Below are 19,350 nucleotides of genomic sequence, written 5' to 3' on the forward strand. Positions count from 1 at the left end.
GCCGCTGGGTCTTGGGTCTCAGATTCAACAGGCGCAATTTGCGGCTGCGAGGACTGAGCGACCACCGCCGACGTACACAGGAACGAGGCCAAAACCGCGAAGACAACCGTCCATCCGCGATACGCGGAAAGCGGCGTCATTCCCGACATTGCCGGTCCGGCCATGAATCGGTCCAGGAAAGCGTTCAAGGTAATTAAAAATCTAGCACGCGACGCGCGATCGTCCCTACGCATCTTTTGCAACAGACGGATGGCGGAAATGAGGATTTCGCAACCCGGCGTCGCCCAATACTGCCGAGGCGAGCCGGATTTTTAGAAGCCACGCGTCTAGAGCGTTTTCGAGCGAAGTGGGCACCGGTTCGCGTGAAGAAACCGCGTCAAAACAAAATGCTAGAGCCTCGGCTTTGCTTCCATCAAAGCCCGAACGGCTCTAGAAAAGATACAGGGCTGCGACGATTCCGGCGACGAGGACAATCGCGCCGAGCGTGACCCAGAAGCCCAGCCTCTCTTCGATAATCTCGCGCGCCTTGGCTCCGTACCGGTGCAGCAGGAAGGCGAGCATATAGAACCGGCCGGCCCGGGTGATGATCGAAAACAGGATAAAGAGCCAGATATCGTAGCCGGCGAAGCCCGACGTAATGGTGACGATCTTGTAGGGGATCGGCGTCAGGCCCTTTAACAAGATGATCCACATGCCGTATTGGGCATAGGCTTCACGGAAAGCCTCGACTTTGTCGCCGTAGCCGTAGAGCGCGATCAGCCACTGCCCGACCGAGTCATAGAGAAGGGCCCCAATGGCATAACCCAGCACGCCACCTGCGACCGAGGTCCAGGTGCAGATAAAGGCATAGGAATAGGCTTTTTCCGGCCGCGCCAGCGCCATCGGCACCAGCATCACATCGGGCGGGACTGGAAAGACCGAACTTTCGAGGAACGAGACAATCCCCAGGATCCAGGTCGCAAACGGCTTGTAAGCCGCAGCGACGCACCAGTCGTACATCCGTCGAAGCATGCGGAATCTGGGGTCCTGAGAATGAGAGGGAGATACGCCTGGGAGGAGGCGGCCGAGCGCAGGGTCAATAGCCGGATCGGCGGCGCTTGGAAATGCTGCGGGGCCCCAGCGCGACGACTTTTCGTCGCACCGGCTCCTCCAAGGTATCATTCGCTGGCTGGGTCTTGGGCAATTTTTCGGCCAGGCCAAGCAGCTTTTCGCGGCGCTCCATTTCCGCCCAGACGTCCTGCGGAGCGATGCCCATATCGGTCCAGAGCACAACGAGATTGTACAGCAGATCGGCGCTTTCGCGGACCACGGCCTCACGATCGCCGCGCATCGCATCGATGACGACTTCGACGGCTTCCTCGGCCAGTTTCTTGGCGACCTTGGACCGCCCAGCACGGATCAGCCGCGCCGTGCGCGACTGCACCGGATCGCCCGTCTGCAGGGCGAGCACAGACCTATGAAGGCGTTCGAGCGAATCACTCATGATTACACATTACTCCAAAACACATTCAATTTTTGTTAATGAATAAGGCAAAAATAGCCCAATACCCTTAATCGCGCATAATGGTCCCGGGTTCCCCCTCCCGGCCGATGCGGGTGCGGCTTCACTCGTCCGTCGCCAACAGGCTGGCATTGCCGCCGGATGCGGCCGTGTTGACCGTCACCACCTGCTCGGTAGCAAAGCGCCGCAGATAATTAGGACCGCCCGCTTTCGGCCCTGTCCCCGACAGGCGCGTGCCGCCAAAGGGCTGCGTGCCGACCACCGCACCGATCATATTGCGGTTCACATAAACATTCCCGTTGGACAGCCGATCGGCGATCTGCATGACGCGCGCATCGATCCGGGAATGGATGCCGAGCGTCAGCCCGGTGCCGTTGCTTTCGATATCGTCGAGGAGTTGTGGCAGTTCGTGCGCACGCCAGCGGACGACATGCAGAATCGGCCCGAACACCTCCTCCTTGAGATCGGACGCGCGCGGCAACTCGATGATCGTCGGCGGCACGAACAGACCCCGCGACGGCAGCGTATGATCACTGTCCCAACGATAGCGCACGCGGCTCGCGTGACTGTCGATCCAGCGGTCAAGCCGTTCCTTCGATTCGGTGTCGATCACCGGACCGACATGCGTTGATGGCTGCGAGGGATTGCCGAGCGTCAATTCGCGCGCTGCGCCCTCCACCATCTTGAAGACATGGTCGGCCACATGCTCCTGCACACACAAAAGCCGCAGCGCCGAGCAGCGCTGACCGGCGGAGCGAAACACCGAACTGACCACATCGTCCGTCACTTGTTCCGGCAAGGCCGTGGCATCGACGATCATCGCATTCACACCACCGGTTTCGGCGACGAAAGGAACGATGGGCCCGTCCTTCTGCGCCAGCGTCCGGTTGATGATGCGCGCGACCTCGGTCGAGCCGGTGAATGCGACACCGGCGACCCGCGAATCGTCGACCAGCGCACCTCCAGCTACACCGTCGCCGGTCACAAGTTGCAGCGCCGAGGTTGGAATGCCGGCCTCATGCAACAGACGCACGGCAGCGTAAGCAATCAATGGCGTCTGCTCGGCAGGTTTCGCCACGACGCTGTTACCGGCAGCCAGTGCCGCCGTCACCTGTCCGAGAAAAATCGCCAGCGGGAAATTCCATGGCGAGATGCAGACGAACACGCCGCGCCCGCGATAGCGCAGTTCGTTCGTCTCGCCGGTCGGCCCCGGCATCGCCTGCGGAGCCAGCGAGCGCCGCGCCTGCAAAGCGTAGTAGCGGCAATAATCGATGGCTTCGCGCCATTCGGCAACACAATCGTCGAGCGTCTTGCCGCCCTCGCTTTGCAACAGCGCAATGAAGGTGCCGCGCCGTTGCTCCAGCAGATCGCCGGCACGATCCAGCATCTGCGCACGTTTCTCAATCAGCGTAGCGGACCAGCGCGCGAAGCCCCCCTGTGCCGCCGCCATCGCGTCCCGCGCAACGGCCTCATCTGCGTCGGACACCTCTCCTATGGCTTCACCGGTTGCCGGCGCCAGCACCGGCCGGCGCGTCGCTGTCCGCTCTTTGCCATCGATAATCGAATGCGCAGAATAGACCGGTTTCGCTTCAGCGATATCGGCGAGCAATTGCTTGAGGCTCGCGGCATCGCCAAATTCAACACCCGGCGAATTGCGACGCTCCGGTGCATAAAGATTCCGCGGCAACGGAATTTTCGAATGGCGCGCATGCGCGACTGACGTAATCCATTCGCGCGGACGCCGCAGGATTGTTTCGATCCGCACATTTGGATCGGCCGACACCGAGACGAACGACGTGTTGGCGCCATTTTCGAGCAGGCGCCGCACCAGATAAGCCAACAGGTCGCGATGACCGCCGACCGGAGCATACACCCGGCATTCGGCATCGGGATATTCACTGCGCAAGGCATCATAGAGTTCGACGCCCATGCCGTGCAGCCGCTGGAATTCATAGCCGCTGATGCCGCCGGCCTCTTCGATCACGCTGGCGACCGTTAGTGCATTGTGAGTGGCAAATTGCGGATAGAGGCGCGGCCGCGCCGCCAGCAGTTGGCGCGCGCAATCCATATAGCAGAGGTCGGTCATCGCCTTGCGCGTGAACACCGGATAATCGGCAAGACCACGCTCCTGCGCCCGCTTGACCTCGGTGTCCCAATAGGCGCCCTTGACCAGACGGATCATGAGCCGGCGCGACAGCGCGTCGGCGGTGTCGTTCAGCCAGGTTATCACCGCCGGAGCCCGCTTCTGGTAGGCTTGGACCGCCAAACCGAAGCCGTCCCAGCCGGACAATGACGAATCCCGCAGAACAGCACTGATGATCTGCAGCGACAATTCCAGACGATCGGCCTCTTCTGCGTCGACGGTGAAGTTGAGGTCGTAGGTTTTTGCCTTGCGCGCGAGGTCCAGAAGCTGCGGCGTCAGCTCCGCCATCACGCGATCGTGTGACACCGCCTCATAGCGCGGATGTAATGCCGACAGCTTCACCGAGATGCCCGAGCGGTCCAGTAAGCTTGTGGCGCTCGACGTTTTGCCAATAACGTCGATGGCGTGCGCGTAAGCTTCGAAATGATGGGCGGCATCCGCCGCCGTGCGCGCGCCCTCGCCCAGCATGTCGAACGAGAAGCGCGATTCCTTGTCCGATTTCGCGCGCTCCAGCGCTTCGTCAATCGTTTGCCCGTGCACGAAATGCGAGCCAAGAAGCCGCATCGCCTGCCGTGTCGCAAGCCGCACCGCGGGCAAGCCCAGCCGCTTGGTCAGGCTTTCGAGAATATTTTCTGGCGTTTCTCCCGGCTGAATCAGGCGTGCGGTCATGCCCAACGTCCAGGCCGAGGCGGCAACCAGCAGCGTGTCCCCCTTGTGGTCCGGCTGCGACCAGTCCCGCCCCGCCAGCTTGTCCTCAATCAGCCGGTCGGCCGTTGCCGCGTCCGGGACACGCAGCAGCGCCTCGGCCAGCACCATCAGCGCCAGCCCCTCCCGCGTCGATAATGAATAAGCGTGCAGGAAGTCGTCGATGCCGCCAACCCCGCCCGCATGCGAGCGAATGGCTTCGATCAGCCGCGTCGCCAGCGCATCAGTTCGTGCTTCGGCCTCAGCCAATTGCGGATCAGACAGCCATCGCCGGGCGAAATCCTCGTCCGGCGGCATATAGGGGGCGGCAAAGACCGGAAGGGCGCTGTTCCGCAGCTCGTTGTCGGCTCCAACAGCGTCCGGCTTGCTCATCGTCGTCGCCTCCCGGCGATCATCTCTACGTGATTCAGTTAACGGCAGCAGTGCGCTAACAGGTGTGTATTTGCTCTCTGCCCGTCAATTCGGCACGATCTGCATCAGCACTGTGCAGCCGCATGCCGCGGCATCGTTCTACCTTGCTCTTTAAGGCGGCATGTTCTTTGCTGTTAACGTGACGGTTATGTATGTGACGTCCTAGCCGGGCCTTAAAGAGCTGCTGGACGGAGTCGGGAAAGGATAAAAAATGTCGATTGTTGCGGAAGCATTCCGGAGGACCGGCGTCATCGTCGCCGTTGCAACGGCGCTCGGTTGTGGTTCGGCCATGGCCCAGACCCCCGTAAAATTCACGCTCGACTGGAAATTCGAGGGCCCGGCGGCCCCGTTTCTGGTCGCAGCCGACAAGGGCTACTACAAGGCCGAAGGGCTGGACGTGACCATCGACACCGCGGGTGGCTCGCTCGAGCCGCTGAACCGCATCGCGTCCGGCACCTATGACATCGGCTTCGGTGATATCAACTCGCTGATCAAGTTCCGCGACGCCAATCCCAACGTGCCGATCAAGGCCATCTTCATGGTCTATAATAAGCCGGCCTTCTCGATCGTCTCGCGCAAGAGCCGCGGCGTCACCACGCCTAAGGAACTTGAAGGCAAAAAGCTCGGCGCTCCGGCCCCGGACGGCGCCTATGCGCAGTGGAAGATCTTCACCCAGGCCAACGGCATCGATCCCTCAAAAGTGACCATCGAGAATGTTGGCTTCCCGGTTCGCGAACCGATGCTGGCCGCTGGTCAGGTCGACGCCATCACCGGCTTCTCCTTCTCGTCCTACATCAACCTGAAGGATCGCGGCGTACCGGCTGACGACATCGTCGTGATGCTGATGGCCGATTACGGCGTCAATCTCTACGGCAATGCGATCATCGTGAATCCGAAATTCGCGGCCGAGAAGCCGGAAGTGGTCAAGAAGTTCCTGAATGCCTTCCTGAAGGGGCTGAAGGACACCGTAAAGTCGCCGGAAACGGCGGTCGATTCTGTTATCAAGCGCAACGATGTCGCCAAGAAGGATGTCGAGCTTGAGCGGCTCAAGATGGCGCTGAAGGACAACATCCTGACGCCCGAGGTGAAAGCGAACGGGTTTGGTAGTGTTGACGCCGATCGTCTGGACAAGTCGATCGACCAGATCGCCATCACTTACGATTTCAAGAACGGAAAGCCCAAGGGCGAAACCATCTTCGATGCGTCCTTCCTGCCGGCTGCGGCCGACCGCAAGCTGTAAGCTCGGCTGACCCTGGGGGAACGATGGAGCCCGGCTTCGTATCGCTTGACGGCGTCAGTCACCGCTATGGCGGGATTGCAGCCGGGCCCGAGGGCGTTCTCGCCGTTCAGGATCTGACCATCAATATCAACCGCGGCGAATTTGCCGCGGTTGTCGGCCCGTCCGGTTGCGGCAAATCGACATTGATGAAACTGGCCACGGGGCTGCAATTCCCGTTCGCCGGCCATGTCCGCGTCGCCAATCAGGCCGTGACCAAACCGGTCAAGATCGCCGGCATGGCGTTCCAGGCGCCGACGCTGTTGCCGTGGCGGACGACACTGGAAAATCTGCTGCTGCCGCTGGAAATCGTGCAGCCACACCGCAGAGAACTGCGCCGGAACAAAGCACAATATGTCGAACGCGCCGAGAAGCTTCTCGCCTCGGTGGGCCTCGGCGGCTTCGGCAGCAAGTTTCCCTGGCAATTGTCCGGCGGCATGCAGCAGCGCACATCGCTCTGCCGCGCGCTGATCCATGAACCGCAATTGCTGATGCTGGACGAACCATTCGGCGCACTCGACGCCTTCACGCGCGAGGAATTGTGGTGCGTGATCCGCGACCTTCATGCGGCGCGTGGCATCACCGTGGTTCTCGTGACCCACGATCTGCGCGAGGCCGTGTTTCTCGCTGACCGCATTTTCGTGATGTCGCAGCGGCCCGGCCGTATTCTGGTGGAAAAGAAAATCGAGCTGCCGCGTCCGCGCGAACTCGACGTGACCTTCACCAAGGAATTCCAGGACATCGTGCAGGAATTGCGCGGACACATCGTGCAGGCCCGGCAATGAAGAACGCTCAGGTCTTCATTCGGCTGGCTCCCTGGATCTGCACCGTCGCGCTGTTCCTGATCTGGGAACTCATCTGCCGCGTTTTCCAGATTCCGGAATTCTTCCTGCCGCCGCCAACCGCAGTGTTTAAAGCCAGCATCGATTACTGGCCGGCGCTCCTGCGCAATTCCTGGATCACGCTGGAAACCACGATGCTGGGTTTCCTGCTCGCAGTCGGCTTCGGCCTCGCGCTCGGCCTCGTGGTGGGCTGGTCACGAACCATCTATGCCGGTTTGTACCCGCTGATGATCGGCTTCAATGCCATTCCCAAGGTTGCTGTCGTGCCGATCCTCGTCTTGTGGTTCGGCATCGGCTTCATCCCGGCGGTGCTCACGGCATTCCTGATTTCGTTCTTTCCGATCGTCGTCAACGTTGCGACTGGTCTCGCGACCATCGAGCCCGAACTCGAGGACGTGCTGAAGGCACTCGGCGCATCCAAACTGGACATCATGCGCAAAGTCGGCATTCCTCGTTCTCTTCCGTACTTTTTCGGCTCGCTGAAGGTGGCGATCACGCTGGCTTTCGTGGGTTCAGTCGTCTCCGAAAGCGTCGCGTCCAACAACGGCATCGGCAACCTGATGCTGCAGGCACAGGCACAGTTCAATGTGCCCCTGATCTTTGCGGGACTGCTTGCGCTCGCGATCGAGGGTATCGCGATGTATTGGGTGATGGCGGTGCTGGAGCAACGGATGACCGGCTGGGCACAGCGTTCGGGTTTCGCTCAAAACTAAAGCGTTTTCGAGCGAAGTGGGTACCGGTTCGCGTGAAGAAAACGCGTCAAAACAAAAAAAGCTAGAGCCCCGGCTTTGATTCCATCAACGCCAGGGCTCTAGTCGTGAAATCCGCACCGGTTCTGGATCACGCTGGAGCCTTCCCGGCTTGGATGGAATCCGGCATCCGACCTAGGCAGGATTGCTGGACAGAGCCTTTGCCACTTGCGAGGACGCATCGGCGTACAAGAGGTCGCGCACGGCGTCGGCAAGTTCTTCCAGCACGATCCGCTCACCGTTTTCGCCAAGACAGATACCGAAATAGACATCGTTGACCGGCGGCAGCGGCGCATCCTCCCATGACTCAAACCCTGCCCTCTTCGCCAATCGTGACGGCATGACACTGACGCCGAGGCCGCTGCTGACGGCAGCAAAGATGCTCGCTTCACTCGCTCCGACGAAAACGATCTCATAGGGCCGCTCCGCTCTGTTAAGCGCCCTCAAGGCCAACCGGTGATATGCGCAAATTTCACCGAATGTCACCAGCGGCACCGGAGAATCGTGATCGAGCTGCAACGACGGATTCCGCACCCAGACCATCGGCTCAGCCCACTGATGACGCGCATCCGTCATGACATCACCTTCTGACAATCCGATCAGCAGGTCGAGATCGCCCTGCCGCAGATCGCGCGACATGATGTCAAAATGTTCACCGCGAACCGAGAAACGAAGGGCGGGATAGCGCTGCTTGAACTCGGCCAGCAATGGCGGCAGCAATGGCGCTGCGAAATCACCGGAGACACCGATCCGAACGGATTGCGCCGACAATTTCGGAACGGAGATTTCCACAATCTGGTCGTTGATGCTCAACATACGGCGAGCAAAGTTCACGACGAGACGCCCTGATGGCGTCAAGCTAACGCCAGGGGCGCTCTTGTCGAATAATTCACTCTCCAGCAGGATCTGCAATCGCTTGATCTGTGCACTGACTGCAGGTTGCGTCACACCAAGCGACTGAGCCGCTTTCGTAAAGCTGCGGAAATCCACGACTGCAACCAGAGTTCGCAGAAGTTCCGTCGGGATGTTGATCATTCGCCAAGTCTTGGAAGGTGTTATTTTTCACATGTTTATTCTGCGTATTCTGGCATAGACTCGCGGACGGTGTGCATATAACTGCAATCACATGTAGTTTATTGATGATAACGATGTGGAAGATGAACGAAGAGCCATTCATCTGTTCACATAGCCGGGTAGTTTCGTAGCGGATAAATCCTAGGTTGCGTTGAGTACGACGTTCTAGTGGAACCCTACGAACAAATGAATCTCTTTCGCCTCTATGGTCGCGTTCTCGCGCTGCTTGGCCCCGAAGCCAAGCTGGGATGGTTTCTCGCCTTCTCGAACGTTGCGCTGGCTGCGGCGCAATTTGCTGAGCCAGTCCTGTTCGGCCGCATCATCGATGCGCTGGCCGGCTCTCAGAAACAGGGCACGACGCTGACCTTCGAGGGGCTGTTGCCCCTCCTGGGCGCATGGGCCGGCTTCGGACTTTTCACGATCCTGTGCGGCGTCTTCATCGCCCTGCATGCTGACCGCCTTTCACATCGTCGGCGGCAGGCCGTTCTGACCGACTATTTCGAGCATGTCCTGCAACTGCCGCTTGCCTATCACGGCGGCTCGCATTCCGGCCGGCTCATGAAGGTGATGCTGACCGGCACGGACTCGCTCTGGGGTCTTTGGCTCTCGTTCTTCCGCGAGAATTTCGCGGCTCTTGTTTCGCTCTTCATTTTGCTGCCGCTGTCGCTGTTCCTGAATTGGCGGCTGGCGACGCTGCTTATCATTCTATGCGCGATCTTTGCTGCCCTCACGAGTTACGTCCTGCACCGGACCAGCGAATTGCAGACATCGGTCGAGAAGTATTATTCCGACCTTGCCGAACGCGCTTCGGACGCCCTTGGCAACGTCGCGCTGGTGCAAAGCTTCGCCCGCGTCGAGGCCGAGGTCATGGGCCTGCGCATGGTGGTCGAGAGGCTGCTGGGCGCGCAGATGCCGGTGTTGTCCTGGTGGGCGGTGATGACGGTTCTGACACGTGCGTCAACCACCATCACACTGCTATCGATCTTCCTGCTCGGGACATGGCTGTTCTTTCACGGACTCACCACCATCGGCGAAATCGTGATGTTCATGAGTTTCGCCACCATGCTGGTGACGAAACTCGAACAGGTTGCAGGCTTCATCAACAGCGTCTTCATGGTGGCGCCGCGGCTCAAGGAATTCTTCGACGTTCTCGACACCACCCCCTCCGTTCGCGACACGCCGAATGCCATCGACCCTGGCCGGGTCACAGGCGACGTCCGTTTTGAAGACGTCTCCTTCTCCTATGACGGCAAGCGGCCCGCCATCGCCGACCTGACTTTCCACGCCAGGCCAGGCGAAGTGATCGCGCTGGTCGGCCCGACCGGCGCCGGCAAGACCACGGCGCTGGCGCTGCTGCATCGCGTGTTCGATCCGCAATCGGGCCGTATCACCATCGACGGCACCGACTTGAAGGCGATGAAACTCTCTGCCCTGCGCCGGAATATCGGCGTCGTGTTCCAGGAAGTGCTGCTATTCAATCGGTCCATCCGCGAGAATCTGCTTGCCGGAAAATCCGATGCAACCGATGCCGAAATGTATGAGGCTTTGCGGCGCGCACAGGCGATCGATTTCGTCGAGCGCAATCCGGAAAAGCTGAACGCGATTGTCGGTGAGCGCGGACGTTTCCTGTCGGGCGGCGAGCGTCAAAGATTGTCGATCGCCCGCGCGCTTCTCAAAAATCCACCAATCCTGATTCTCGATGAAGCCACCTCCGCGCTCGATGCGGCCACCGAACTCAAGGTACAGGCCGCGCTTGACGAGGTGATGAAAGACCGCACCACCTTCGTCATCGCACATCGGCTGGCCACCATCCGCAATGCGACGCACATTCTGGTTTTCCGCGACGGACGCGTCATCGAGACAGGCAGCTTCGACGAACTCGTGGCGCAGGAGGGCGCATTTGCGGAGTTGGCCCGCTCGCAATTTCTTGTCAGAGAGAAACGGGACAGTCCCGGCGAAGACGCGGCCGAATAGGCGACATCGACGGTCGGTAACCACATTTCCGGGAACCCGTGCCATGAGAGCCTGTCCCCATTGAGGCGTCGAACTTTGGTCGTTTTCTTGGGGAATGAGCAGGTTCGGGACGCAAAATCGTAGGGGTTCCGGACTTCCACTTTGCTTTCCGGGACCTGATCGGCGTAAATTGAGTCATCTCTTACCCGACATAGTTCCGATGGGCCGACACCAGCAACCGGACTGTATGACGTGATTATTGCATCCTCGGCCTTCCTCCCTGCGCGGGCCAGACCCGTTATTGCGACCGGCCTGATCCTGGGATGCTTCATCATGGCGTCTGCTCAGCGTGCCGGCGCCGAGTCCATGCTGCTGATCGAGGCCGATAGCGGCCGCGTGCTGCACTCCGAGAATGCCACCCAGCCCTGGTACCCCGCCTCGGTCACCAAGCTGATGACGGCGTATGTGACATTGAAGGCGGTGAAGGCCGGACGGATTTCGCTCGATACATTGATCACCGTTTCGCCAGACGCGGTCGCACAGGCTCCGAGCAAAATGGGCTTCAAGGCCGGCTCGCAACTGACGGTCGATAACGCGCTGAAGATGCTGATGGTAAAGTCGGCGAACGATATCGCCGTCACCCTGGCTGAAGGCGTGTCCGGATCGGTCCCGGCTTTCGCCGAGGAGATGAACCGTGCAGCCGCGCGGCTCGGCATGATGCAAACGAGCTATGTGAACCCGAACGGCTTGCCGGCCGACGAGCAGATTACGTCGGCGCGCGATCAAGCGATCCTGGCTCGCGCCATCTATCGTGAGTTGCCGGAATACGAACTGTATTGGCGCATCTCCGCGATCAAGCTCGGCAAGCGTGTCATGCGCAACTACAACACATTGCTCGATCGCTATCCTGGCACCGACGGAATGAAGACCGGTTTCATTTGTGCCTCCGGCTTCAATGTTGTCGTTTCCGCCAAACGCAATAACCGGCGGCTGATTGCGGTCGTGTTCGGTGCGCCCTCTGGCGGCGTGCGTGCCGTGAAGGCTGCGCAGATGCTTGAGCGCGGATTCCAGAGCAACAGATTTTCATGGCTGACACCGACCTCCGGCACGGTCGAGACGCTGAAGGCCATCGATGCCCCGCCGCCAAACCTTCGTGACGATATCTGCGGCAAGAAACGCAAACGGCCGGCCGCCGAATCGGAAGACATCGACGACGAGCATACGCAGGCCACGCTGCCACCCGGCATGGACCCAAATTCGCCGCAAGCTGTCATGCTCTCGAGCCTGCATACGGCCAATACCAAGCCATCCGCTCTGATCGGACCGCTTGTGCCGTCGATGGAGCCGATTGAAGTGTTCCTTGGCCCGACCAAGGGATCGGTGCCGGACACGCAGGTTGCCGGCCCAAAACCGAAGAAGAAGAGCAAACCTTCAGCCACCGCCGCAGCCACACCAGCGAAGCCGGCCGCGGCGCCCGTTGCGGCGGCCTCACCAGCAACCACGTCGGCGAAGCCGACGCTCACAACGCCGTCTGCGCCGCCAGTCGGCAAATTTACCTCGACCGGAACAGCGAATCCGACTGCCAAGCCGGACACGGCTGCACCTGCATCAGCGGCAAAGAAGAAGGCGACCAAGTCGGCGGCGGCACCTGCCGCTGGCTCATCGAAGACAACGGCGGCCCCGACGACAAAGCCAAAGCCGAAAAAATCTGCTGATCCAGCACAGAGACCAACCGCCGAGGCGACTGCCAAACCTGCAGCTAAACCCGCACAACCGGCTGCGACCACGCGGTGACGGCGAGCGAACAACCGGCGGAACGCGTGCCGCCGCAACCTATTCCGTTGACGCTGCTGACCGGCTTTCTCGGCGCCGGCAAGACAACATTGTTGAACGGACTGCTGAAGGATCCAGCCCTGTCGGATACAGCGGTCATCATCAATGAGTTCGGGGATATTGCGCTCGATCATCTTCTCGTCGAGAAGATCGATGGCGACATGATGGTACTGTCCAGCGGCTGCCTGTGCTGCAATTTGCGCGGTGATCTTGTTACAGCGCTGGAAAGGCTCCTGCGCAATCTCGATAACGGTCGCGCTTCTTTCAAGCGCGTGATCGTGGAAACCACCGGTCTCGCCGATCCCGCGCCGCTATTGCAGACGGCGATGTCGCATCCATATTTGCTGATGCGCTTCCGGCTCGACGGCGTGGTGACGCTGGTGGACGCGATCAACGGTTCAGCGACACTCGACAATCACGCCGAAGCCGTGAAACAGGCCGCTGTCGCCGACCGCATCGTACTCACCAAGACCGATTTGCTGGACACGCCAGAGCACATCGCCGCCCGGAATACGCTGCTGCAGCGGCTGCACAAGCTCAACCCGGCGGCAACCCTTCTCGACGCCGCGGCAGGCGAAGCGACCCCGGCAAACCTGCTCGGCTGCGGCCTCTACGATCCATCACGCAAGATCCCCGATGTCAGCCGCTGGCTGGCCGATGAGGCTATCGCAGCCGCGCAAGCCCACGACCATCACCATCATCATGACGTCAACCGGCATGACGAGCGTGTCCGGGCCTTCACGCTATCGACCGAGCGCGCCATTCCCGCCGCGATGCTCGATCTGTTCCTTGAGTTGCTCCGTTCCACGCACGGACCGAATCTTCTGCGCATGAAGGCCATCGTCAACGTCGAGGAGACGCCGGACCGGCCGATGGTGCTGCACGGCGTCCAGCACGTGCTGCATCCTGCCGCGCAACTCGAAGGCTGGCCGGATGACGACCGGCGGACGCGCATGGTCTTCATCGTCCGCGACATCGAACCGCGGATCATCCGGGAACTGTTCGATGCGTTTCTCGGCTATACCGCACCGGATCGGCCGGATGCCGCCGCCATCGTGGATAATCCGCTGGTGCCCTTCGGCGGCCGGGACCGTTAACAGATTGTAACCAGTGCACCGTTTCCGAAGTTCGTGCGGTATCTGCCGCAATCTCTTGTACGAACTTCGGAAACAAAGATGCACTGGCAAGTCTATGATTCTAGTGCCGCTTTTGATTTTGAAGTTCCTGACAAGAGCTTGCTGCAAATGGTGCAGGAACTTCAAAATCGCGGCACTAGTTAACCACCTCTTGAAACCCGGTGGCGACTTTTTGATGCTAGCTTCAAAACCCATTGGGGCCGGGTATGGGTTTTTTCAGTCAGCTTAAGGGAGATTTCGTCTTCATCCGCGGCGCGTTGCGCGCCTTGCGGATGACGACGCATATCGCGAAGAATCCGAAGCGAACCTTCCCCGACGTGATCGAGGAATTGGCGGCGCGGCACGGCGACAAGCCGGCCCTGCTCTCGGCGCGAGAGACTTTCAGCTACCGCGCGTTGTTCGAGCGCTCGAACCGCTACTCGCGATGGGCGTTGCGCGAAGGGCTGGCAAAAGGCGAGACCGTCTGTCTCCTGATGCCGAACCGGCCGGAATTCATGGCAATCTGGCTCGGCATCACGCGCGCGGGCGGCGTCACGGCTTTGCTGAACACCAATCTCGTTGGCCCCTCCCTGGCACATTGCATCGACATCGTCTCGCCGAAGCACATCGTCGTTGCGGCCGAGCTTGTGGGCCAGTTCGAAAGTATCCGCCCCTATTTGAAGTCGCCGATCAAGGTCTGGGTTCACGGCGAGACAGCGGGTCTCGAGCCGCGAATCGACGTGATTGCCGACGAAAGTTCCGGAGAACCGCTCGCCGCGTCGGAACGACCGTCGATCACCATCGAAGATCATGCGCTTTACATCTACACCTCCGGCACCACCGGCATGCCGAAAGCGGCGAACATCAACCATTATCGCGTGATGCTGGCCTGCTACGGCTTTGCCGGCGTGATGGGAACCAAGGCGTCAGACCGCAACTATGTCTGCCTGCCGATGTATCATACAGCGGGCGGTCTTTGCGCCATCGGCTCGCTGCTGGTGAACGGCGGCTCGGTCTATATCCGCGAACGCTTCTCGGTAAGCGAATTTTGGGACGATATCGTCAACAACGATTGCACGATGATGCAATATATTGGCGAGTTGTGCCGCTATCTCGTCAATTCGCCGCCTTCACCGAACGAGACAAAACACAAGCTGAGGCTCGCCTGCGGTAACGGCATGCGTCCTGACATCTGGGACGAGTTCAAGAACCGCTTCAAGATTCCGCTGATCCTTGAATTCTATGCGGCGACCGAAGGCAACGTGCTGATGTTCAATTTCGAGGGCAAGACCGGGGCGATCGGCCGTCTGCCCTGGTTTATCGAGCACCGATTCCCCACAGCCCTCGTTCGTTTCGATGTCGAAACCGAACAGCCCGCTCGCAACGCACAAGGTTTTTGTATTCCCTGCGGACCGAACGAAATCGGCGAAGCGATCGGCAAAATCGTCAATGACCCCAATAAGCCCGGCAACCGCTTCGAGGGCTATGCGGGCCAGAAGGAGACGGAGAAAAAGATTTTACGGAGCGTGTTCGCACCCAATGACATCTGGTTCCGCACCGGCGATCTGATGCGAAAGGACGAGCATGGCTATTTCTATTTCGTCGACCGCATCGGCGATACTTTCCGATGGAAGGGCGAGAATGTCTCGACCTCCGAGGTTGCGGAGGTCATAAACCGGCTTCCAGGTGTCACAGACACCAACGTTTATGGCGTCAGCATGCCGAAACACGAAGGCCGGGCAGGCATGGCCGCGATTGTTTGTCACGATTGCAACCTTGAATCACTCCATCGCCATCTTGAGGCATCCCTGCCCGATTATGCCCGACCGGTTTTCCTGCGTATCCGCAAGGACATCGACGTCACTGCCACGTTCAAGCAACGGAAAGTCGACCTGGTGAAAGAAGGGTTTGACCCTGACGAGAGTGCCGATCCACTTTATTTCAACGACCCCGTCAAACAGACGTTCGTGCCGCTGGACAAAGATCTGTATGAGCGGATTCAATCCGGCCAGCAGCGTGTGTAAGGAAGATCTGATGAGTGAGGTAAAATTGCCGGTCGATATTATTTCGTTCTGGCAGAACGCTGGCTACGACAAGTGGTTCAATAAGGACGATACCTTCGATGCCACGGTCCGCGAGCAATTTCTATCGACATACGAAGCCGCCGCGGCTGGCCGCCTCAACGATTGGGACGTAGCGCCGGAGGGCGCACTTGCACTCATCATTGTTCTTGATCAGTTTCCCCGCAATATGTTTCGCGGCAGCCCCAAGTCATGGGCGACCGATCCCATCGCACGCGACATAACAAAACGGGCATTGGCGAAAGGTTTCGACAAGATGGTGCCGGAGGCGCTGCAGACATTTTTCTATCTGCCGCTGATGCATTCCGAGGAAATCGAGGATCAGCAGCAATGTGTCGAGCTTTACAAGGCGCTGGGCGACGAGAACAGCTTGAAATATGCGGAGATCCACGAAGATATCATCCGTCGTTTCGGCCGATTTCCGCATCGGAATCCGGTGCTTGGCCGGGACACGACGCCCGAAGAAAAAGCTTTTCTGAAAGCGGGCGGATTTGACGGTTAGTTCGTTTGCAGAACGCCGTTTCTTGCCGGCATGCGCTGGTGTTACGGCCGACGAAGCCGGCGGCAAGCGATCGGAACGCCTCTCTTGACAAAATTCCTATAGGATTTTATACCGAAATCGTCTCGCTCAACGAGGGGCGCCGTCCGGAGGCGTTCTGAATGGCGGAGCGGGATGCAGCGCCTGCGGGCTGGTTCGCAAGCCAGCACTCGGGCGGCGCCGGGGCTCCGCCCGAGGCCACTAAGAGCCTCTGCCAGGAGCTGGCTGACACGCGTCTGCTTTCGATAGCAGGCGCGGCGCAAAGCGCGGCCCGGCGTCGCATAAACGCTGCCGACGATGCGCCGGAAGGCGGCTGCGTTCACGCAAGTGGGCGCAGCATCAAAAGGACTACCCTGCGCTTGCCGGCGCATCGTCGTCCCTCACTCAACCCGCATCGCGCGGGAACAATGGCGCGTGGCTGTTTGATACTTAAATCGGCTTTTCTCTTCACCTCCCCACGGAGGCCGCATGTCTGGCCGATCGTTCGTATTTTAACCACTCGCCGAATTAGGTCTTAACGGCGCTCTGGTATTGCGCCATAGGGATGGTGCCGGCCAACGGCGCGGCGTGGAGACGTGTGCCGTGGCACTGATTTCAAGAGACCAGGACCGGGTTTCGGGTCTCCTCCCCGATACGCTCTATACAAAGTTCCGCGCCTGGCTTGTCGATCACAGCGATCGCTCGCTCGCGCAACGCGTCGCATCGACAGCCTTCCTGATCCGTGTTGCTGCCGCAGCGCTTGCCTTCATTTCGCAAGTCATGCTTGCGCGATGGATGGGGGGCACGAATTCGGAATCTATGTCTATGTGCTGACCTGGGTGATGGTGTTCGGCGGCCTTGTCGATATAGGCCTTGCATCGTCGGCCCAGCGCTTCATCCCGCAATATTCCGAGAAAGGTGCATGGTCGCATTTGCGCGGCTTTCTCTCGGGCAGCCGCTGGCTTACATTCTGGATCGCGATGGCGATTTCGGCGATCGGCGCACTGGTCATCCATTCGCTCGATCATTGGCTGGATGAGTACACGATCGTCCCGCTTTACATTGGCTGCCTGATCCTGCCTGTCTATGGCGTGATGCATGTGCAGGATGGCATCGCACGGTCTTATAATTGGCCGAACCTCGCATTGCTGCCGCCCTTCGTGATCCGGCAGTTGCTTGTCATCGGACTGATGGGGGCTGCCTATGTCGGTGGCGTGGCGACCGACGCAACGACCGGCATTGTCATCGCGGCGATCTCGATCTGGGCATGCGCCATCGGGCAGTATGTCGTGTTGACGCGCAAACTTGCGACGGAAGTCCCGACCGGCCCAAAAAGCTACGATATTCCACGCTGGATTTCCGTATCGGTGCCGATGTTCCTCGTCGACAGCCTCTACATGCTGCTGATGTATGTTGATGTTCTGATCCTCAAGCAATTCCGCTCGCCCGAGGAAATCGCTATCTATTACGCCGCAGCGAAGACGCTCGCACTGGTTTCGTTCGTCTACTTTGCAGTGTCGGCAGCCTCCGCACATAAATTCAGCGAGTATTATGAGGCAGGCGACTACAACAAGCTCCGCACCTTCGCGAAAGATGCTGTCCGCTGGACTTTCTGGCCGTCTCTTGCTGCGGTGATTGTCGTGCTGGCCCTCGGCTGGCCGTTGTTGCGACTGTTTGGCGAGCGATTTGTCACCGGCTACTCTATCATGTTCGTTCTGGCCATTGGCATTCTGGCACGCGCCGCAATCGGGCCGGGTGAGCGTTTTCTCAGCATGCTCGGCCAGCAGAAGCTCTGTGCTCTCACCGCATTCGTCGCCCTTGTCACCAATCTCGGGCTCTGCTTCGTTCTCATCCCACCTTATGGCGTCCTCGGTGCTGCGATTTCGACCTCGATCGCCTTCATCGTCGAATCGGTGATGATTTTCATCATTGCCAAGCGCCGCCTGGGGTTCCATCTGTTCGTCTGGGGTGCCCCGCGGACGTGAGTGCGTTCGCGCATCCGAGAAGGCCCCAATGCCCAATATTGCAACATGGAGGGCCATGAAAGCGGCGGATATTCCTGCCGTCGACGAACTTTCAGCTCGAGTCCATATCGATTATCCGGAGCGCCGGAGCGTTCTGGAAGAAAAGTTCGCGCTCTTTCCCAAAGGTTGTTTCACGCTGACGGAACGCGATGGCGCCATATACGGTTATTGTTTTTCGCATCCCTGGCTCGAAGGAGTGCCGCCGTCTCTCGATACATTCCTGGAGACGCTCCCCAAAAATCCATCCAGCTATTTCATCCACGATCTGACTCTCGATCCGTCCATGCAGCGCAGGAGCCTGGCCGGCAGGTTGGTGCCGACGATCGTGGATATCGCAAAAGGGATTCGGGTCCCGCAGATAGCGCTGGTCGCTGTCAGCGGCAGCCAACCATTCTGGATGCGAATGGGTTTTCGAAAGACTGATGATCCGGCCCTTCAAGCTGCGGCACGCAGAAAATACGACGAGAGCGCCGTTCACATGCAGCGCGATCTCACCTGAACTTTCGCTTATTGCGGAGCTTCCGCCCGACGATCGTCCGGTGCCGCCAGCACAAGCGCCCAGAAGACCTTGTATTTCGTGTTCGGTACGTAAACAGCCGCGATGCCCATATGATTCGCGCCCCGCAACAGCATGTTGGCTTTATGTCCCGGCGAATCACGCCAGCCCGAAAAGGCTTCGGCCAGTGTGTGATATCCAGCGCCAATATTTTCTGCACCGGTCGAGGCGCGGTAGCCAGAGCGCCGAAGGCGATCCTTGAAATTGCCGGCGACGTTGTGATCAAGCTTGTCACGCGTTGCCATGGCCCGCGCCTGCTCTTCGGCCATCTGCATCAATTGCGGATCGATGACGACATCGCTCAACATATTGTTGCGGCGAAATCCGGAGATCATCGAGGCTGCAGCTTGCGGATCGAGCTGCGCGCCTTCTTTTGCCATGCTTTGATAGAACGTCGGCTGCGACGGTGGCGGCTCGGTCGCGCAGCCGCCAAGCATGAGCGGCAAGGCGAGACAAAGCCCGCCAGTAACGGTCGCAAAATTCGGACGGCCAAACATGCTGGCACCCCCCCAAAGCGTCCGAAATGGCCGCAAAATGGTGACTGAACGGTAAATCGCCCCTCAGCTCGCC

The 19,350-nt window shown here is 59.6% G+C and carries 15 protein-coding genes; 10 read left to right on the forward strand and 5 right to left on the reverse strand.

What is annotated here, in order from left to right:
- Positions 1–429: 429 nt before the first annotated feature.
- The 3 genes from CAK95_RS04680 to putA form a co-directional block, all read right to left on the reverse strand.
- Positions 430–1,011: a YqaA family protein gene (locus CAK95_RS04680; protein WP_086086880.1), complete on the reverse strand. Its 582-nt coding sequence runs from the start codon at positions 1,009–1,011 to the stop codon at positions 430–432.
- A 64-nt stretch (positions 1,012–1,075) separates the two neighbouring features.
- Positions 1,076–1,483, reverse strand: coding sequence for a phosphoribosyl-ATP diphosphatase (gene hisE, locus CAK95_RS04685; protein WP_086086881.1), 408 nt, complete (start codon positions 1,481–1,483; stop codon positions 1,076–1,078).
- A gap of 121 nt (positions 1,484–1,604) precedes the next feature.
- Positions 1,605–4,721 (reverse strand): bifunctional proline dehydrogenase/L-glutamate gamma-semialdehyde dehydrogenase PutA, encoded by a 3,117-nt coding sequence (gene putA / locus CAK95_RS04690; RefSeq protein WP_086086882.1) that lies wholly within the window; start codon positions 4,719–4,721, stop codon positions 1,605–1,607.
- 250 nt (positions 4,722–4,971) lie between these two features.
- Here putA and CAK95_RS04695 point away from each other — a divergent pair, with 250 nt between their 5' ends.
- The 3 genes from CAK95_RS04695 to CAK95_RS04705 are packed head-to-tail and all read left to right on the forward strand — an operon-like array spanning position 4,972 to position 7,591.
- Positions 4,972–6,000, forward strand: a complete 1,029-nt coding sequence (locus tag CAK95_RS04695) for an ABC transporter substrate-binding protein (RefSeq protein WP_086086883.1) — start codon at positions 4,972–4,974, stop codon at positions 5,998–6,000.
- Between the two features lie 23 nt (positions 6,001–6,023).
- On the forward strand, positions 6,024–6,821 hold the full coding sequence (locus tag CAK95_RS04700) for an ABC transporter ATP-binding protein (RefSeq protein WP_086086884.1): 798 nt from the start codon (positions 6,024–6,026) through the stop codon (positions 6,819–6,821).
- A complete protein-coding gene (locus CAK95_RS04705; protein WP_086086885.1) occupies positions 6,818–7,591 on the forward strand; it encodes an ABC transporter permease in 774 nt (257 codons plus the stop codon). The genes CAK95_RS04700 and CAK95_RS04705 overlap by 4 nt, the downstream gene beginning before the upstream one ends.
- A 171-nt stretch (positions 7,592–7,762) precedes the next feature.
- On the opposite strand, the gene CAK95_RS04710 is transcribed toward CAK95_RS04705, so the two are convergent.
- Positions 7,763–8,662 carry a LysR family transcriptional regulator gene (locus CAK95_RS04710; RefSeq protein ID WP_086086886.1) on the reverse strand — a complete coding sequence of 300 codons (900 nt, stop codon included), beginning with the start codon at positions 8,660–8,662 and terminating at the stop codon, positions 7,763–7,765.
- 225 nt (positions 8,663–8,887) lie between these two features.
- Here CAK95_RS04710 and CAK95_RS04715 point away from each other — a divergent pair, with 225 nt between their 5' ends.
- From CAK95_RS04715 to CAK95_RS04745, 7 genes are all read left to right on the forward strand, one after another.
- On the forward strand, positions 8,888–10,675 hold the full coding sequence (locus tag CAK95_RS04715; protein WP_086086887.1) for a glucan ABC transporter ATP-binding protein/ permease: 1,788 nt from the start codon (positions 8,888–8,890) through the stop codon (positions 10,673–10,675).
- 312 nt (positions 10,676–10,987) lie between these two features.
- Entirely contained in the window at positions 10,988–12,448 is a 1,461-nt protein-coding gene (locus CAK95_RS04720; RefSeq protein WP_086086888.1) for a D-alanyl-D-alanine carboxypeptidase family protein, read from the forward strand.
- A 26-nt stretch (positions 12,449–12,474) separates the two neighbouring features.
- The gene (locus CAK95_RS04725) at positions 12,475–13,584 is read left to right on the forward strand and encodes a CobW family GTP-binding protein (RefSeq protein WP_245303627.1); all 1,110 of its coding nucleotides are present in this window, start codon (positions 12,475–12,477) and stop codon (positions 13,582–13,584) included.
- Positions 13,585–13,829: 245 nt separating this feature from the next.
- Positions 13,830–15,626 (forward strand): long-chain-acyl-CoA synthetase, encoded by a 1,797-nt coding sequence (locus CAK95_RS04730; protein ID WP_086086890.1) that lies wholly within the window; start codon positions 13,830–13,832, stop codon positions 15,624–15,626.
- Positions 15,627–15,636: 10 nt separating this feature from the next.
- Complete coding sequence (locus CAK95_RS04735) at positions 15,637–16,185, forward strand: DUF924 family protein (RefSeq protein WP_086086891.1); 549 nt, start codon at positions 15,637–15,639, stop codon at positions 16,183–16,185.
- Positions 16,186–16,991: 806 nt separating this feature from the next.
- A complete protein-coding gene (locus CAK95_RS04740; protein ID WP_086086892.1) occupies positions 16,992–18,185 on the forward strand; it encodes a lipopolysaccharide biosynthesis protein in 1,194 nt (397 codons plus the stop codon).
- Between the two features lie 28 nt (positions 18,186–18,213).
- Entirely contained in the window at positions 18,214–18,723 is a 510-nt protein-coding gene (locus tag CAK95_RS04745) for a GNAT family N-acetyltransferase (protein ID WP_086086893.1), read from the forward strand.
- Between the two features lie 8 nt (positions 18,724–18,731).
- Here CAK95_RS04745 and CAK95_RS04750 read toward each other — a convergent pair whose 3' ends face one another.
- The gene (locus tag CAK95_RS04750; RefSeq protein WP_086086894.1) at positions 18,732–19,277 is read right to left on the reverse strand and encodes a CAP domain-containing protein; all 546 of its coding nucleotides are present in this window, start codon (positions 19,275–19,277) and stop codon (positions 18,732–18,734) included.
- Between the last annotated feature and the right edge of the window lie 73 nt (positions 19,278–19,350).

This window comes from Pseudorhodoplanes sinuspersici (assembly GCF_002119765.1).
In the GTDB taxonomy this organism is placed as follows: domain Bacteria; phylum Pseudomonadota; class Alphaproteobacteria; order Rhizobiales; family Xanthobacteraceae; genus Pseudorhodoplanes; species Pseudorhodoplanes sinuspersici.